This window comes from Mycoplasma sp. 1781, from assembly GCF_053851675.1.
This window is the reverse complement of the sequence record NZ_JBSQBC010000024.1, coordinates 1-3516: the sequence shown is the minus strand read 5'-3', so window position 1 is coordinate 3516 and position 3516 is coordinate 1. Positions and strand designations below refer to the sequence as shown.

3 protein-coding genes are annotated in these 3516 nt (G+C 25.1%); 1 reads left to right on the top strand and 2 read right to left on the bottom strand.

All coding sequences use genetic code 4. From position 1 onward, the window contains the following. A partial coding sequence (locus tag ACWXVP_RS03185) for a GIY-YIG nuclease family protein (RefSeq protein WP_456013052.1) occupies positions 1–1186 on the bottom strand: 1186 nt, incomplete at its 3' end. A 3-nt stretch (positions 1187–1189) separates the two neighbouring features. Then, the gene (locus ACWXVP_RS03180) at positions 1190–2104 is read right to left on the bottom strand and encodes a gamma-glutamylcyclotransferase (protein ID WP_438340751.1); all 915 of its coding nucleotides are present in this window, start codon (positions 2102–2104) and stop codon (positions 1190–1192) included. Between the two features lie 194 nt (positions 2105–2298). Here ACWXVP_RS03180 and ACWXVP_RS03175 point away from each other — a divergent pair. Further along, positions 2299–3516: hypothetical protein (locus tag ACWXVP_RS03175; protein ID WP_456013050.1), on the top strand; the 1218-nt coding region annotated here is incomplete at its 3' end.

Here is a 3516-nt window from a genome sequence, read left to right as displayed (position 1 = left end):
GTATATAAGAACGATTAAATTTCTTAACATTAATTCCATCAACAAAAATCATCCCTCTACCAACGACTTCTTTAGTTGCTGATTGAAATGAATTATCGAATATTGCAAACCTTGAACAATCAATATTTAATATATTTTTTAAAGATTGGAGAATATCATTGCTTTTTGTTTTATCTTTTATTTTTTTTATTTTATTGCTTAAATCATTCTTAGCATTAGCATTAGCTAAATCAAGTAATTTAGAATTTATACTATAATTCTTTTTAATAATCGAATTTCTAATTTCTTTATTAAAAGGCTGATTTTTATATTTATCATCAATAATTATTTGATCAGGAATAAGGTTGTTTTTATAAAAATTTTCTATAAATTCAAATACCAATTCTTCTTCATTTTTTTCAAAACAAAATTGAAAGTCTTGGCGATTATTTAACAATGAATAACGATATTGTAAAATAGAAGCAAACAAAATATTATCATATAAATATACGCCCCATACATCAATAGATTTTTTTGTCTTTAATCTAATGTTTTGGATATTATTCTTTTCGTTTATAAAATCAAGAATTTTTTTAAGTTCTTCCGCCCTTCTAAAATCAAGTTGTAAGGAGGCGCTTCTAATTTTACTAATTAATTCTTGTTTAAATTGTTTATTAAATTTTATTATTTCCTTTGCTTTTGCGAATCTTTTATCTACCTCTACCGGAGTCATTTTTTTAATAATTAATCCTTCTTGCGTTTTTAATAAATGGACTAAATATTTAATTAATAGGCGTGTTTTTTCACCATCTACAACCGGACCATAATAAATAATATCATCACGTTTTTTATATTCATTTTTAAGTTGTATATCAATACTATTAGCTTTTTTTATAATACAAATATAAGGATAATTATTATGAGAGGGGAGCATTACATTATATTTAGGTTTATATCTATTAATACTAGCTCGTTCAAACATCAAGGCTTCCGATTCCTTATCAAAAACGGTTGTATCAAAAGAAGCAATATGTTTTAACATTGCACTAGTTTTAAATGAATTATGAACATTTTTGTCAAAATATTGTGACATCCGTGATTTTAGGTTTTTGGCTTTGCCCACATAAATAACATTGCCATCTTTATCTTTTCAAAAATAAACACCAGGTTTTGTTGAAACGTCTTTAATTAATTCTTTATCAATCATTAGTTATTTCATATTTTCTTCAAGAGTATGAATAATAATATCTAATCTTCTAAATGGATCGATATCAAAATCATTAAGGGTTATTTCATAGGCAATATCTTCAAATACACCAAACTTAGGTTTTTCGATTGTTTTATCTAACTTCAAATTAATGTACTTAATTGGCTTTTTATCTAATAAGAAATCAATATTAAATTTATAAAGTGGTTTAATATCTTTAATAATTTCTACCCCTTCAATTTTATTTTCTATAGCATGATAATAAAAAATACTATTTAATGAATTTTTTCTACCAAACGAAATTAATAAAGCATATTTTTTATCATGAATTTTAATACCTAAAACTGCATAAGGGTCAACCAAATAATTCTTAAATTTTTGGTCATCCAATATCAATGCAACATACGGATGCGAAAGATGAATTATTTTTTCAAATTCTTCATCGGAAATTTCATATAAAATAGCATTATCAACCAACGGAAATAATTCTGTTTGTTGTTCTAACGTGATAAAAGCTTTTAAATTTTGCTCATTTTCATTAGGCGAAGTTGAAAATCCCATGTCATCGGTTGCTAGATAATATTTACCAAATTCTAATTTAGTATACACATATACGTTTTCGATAATTTCGTTTGTATCAGTGGCAATAACATTGGCCTGAAATCTTTGATATTGAGGAAACATTTCTCATCTATCAATCATAAATAATTCATCCTTTGTTATTTCAAAAAGAGTGCCTTTAACTTGATGGGCAATATCTTTTTTTAATAAAAAATATGCAGTTTCATCAACACACTTAGCATAGCCATTTAATAAAGCGGGTCTTCTTACGCAATCAGGCGACAATAAATTTTTATAAAATAATTCATCTTGAATAGTTCCATATGAAAATAAATAAATTTTGTTGTCTTTTTCCATTTTTACTCCTTAAACATAAACCAATTTTAGGTAGATATTATTAATTATATTTAATATTATTTTTTTAAGCCCATTTTAGCTTGTAATATTTAAAAATTTCCTAATTTTGAGCCTCTTTCTTTTTTTTTTTTTTTTTATCTAAAATATTAAATTAATATAAAAAACTATACAAAAAATATTTTATTGAGGTGTTTATGAAAAAAACAAATAGAAGAAAAAAAGTTGTAGCCGGAATAATAACTGGTGTTTCAATTGGGGCAACAATTGGAACGGGCTATGTTCTTTTAAATGAAACAATAAAATGAAATCACACAATGGCAAAATTGCAAGCATTAATAAAAAAGATGAATGAGTGGAAGAAACAAAATGAAATTGATAAAAAAACATATACTCACGATCTTTATGCAACCTTTGAAAAAGAACTAAATGAGCTAGAACAATTATTGAATATAAAAGACATCAAAAAAGTAGATGAAATATTAACTAAATTACAATCATCTAAAATTAATTTCAAGAATTATAAAAGTCAATATGATAATCTTGAATTACTTAATGGTGAAGCAATTTCTGAAAAATCGTCATTTAGTGATCTTCTTGCAAACTATGAATCTAAGTACAATAATAAACCTTTTGCTACCAAATATATAACTATTTACAATCAAGAAAAAACAAATTTGGAAAATCAATACAATAATGCAACCAATGAAGATGGACTTGCAAAAGTAAAAGCCAAAGCTATTGAATTAAAAAACAATATCCAAGTGTTGTTTAACCTGACAGATGAAATTTTAAATGCAAAAAACATTGATTCAAAATTTCCTTCTGATATCAAAAATAAAGGTATATTTGAAAAAGCAATCAAAGAAGCTGAAAAAATTCTTAATAATCCAAATGCAACCCTAGAGGAAAGACAAAAAGCACTAAATTCTTTACATGAAAAAATTTCAGAATTCCAAAAAACTCTATCATTAGAAAAACAAAACCTAATAAAGCAAATTAATGACTTAGTAAAAGATGCCGAAAATTATAAGAACACAACCCTCGATTATGACAAATATAAAAATTTAGCCAAAAAATTAGACGCTGAAATAACCAACATAAAAAATAAAATGGGCAAAGATAATGAAATTGCTACACTAAGAGATATTCTAGAAAAGGCTAAACCACTAAAAAGTGATGCACAGCAAATTAAAGAAGCTATTGACGGTTTAACCCAAGAATTACCTTCTTCACAAAAATTATTAAAAGAAATCGAATCAGCTAGTGATTTATTTAGTTCTCAAAAAATTGAAGACGAATTAAAAAATGCAATAAATGTAGGTAATGAAGCTCTAAAAAAACTTGACAAAAATAGTATTACAGAAGCTTTAGCTAATCTAAACAACAAATCAGAACAAGCAAGTGATTTAATT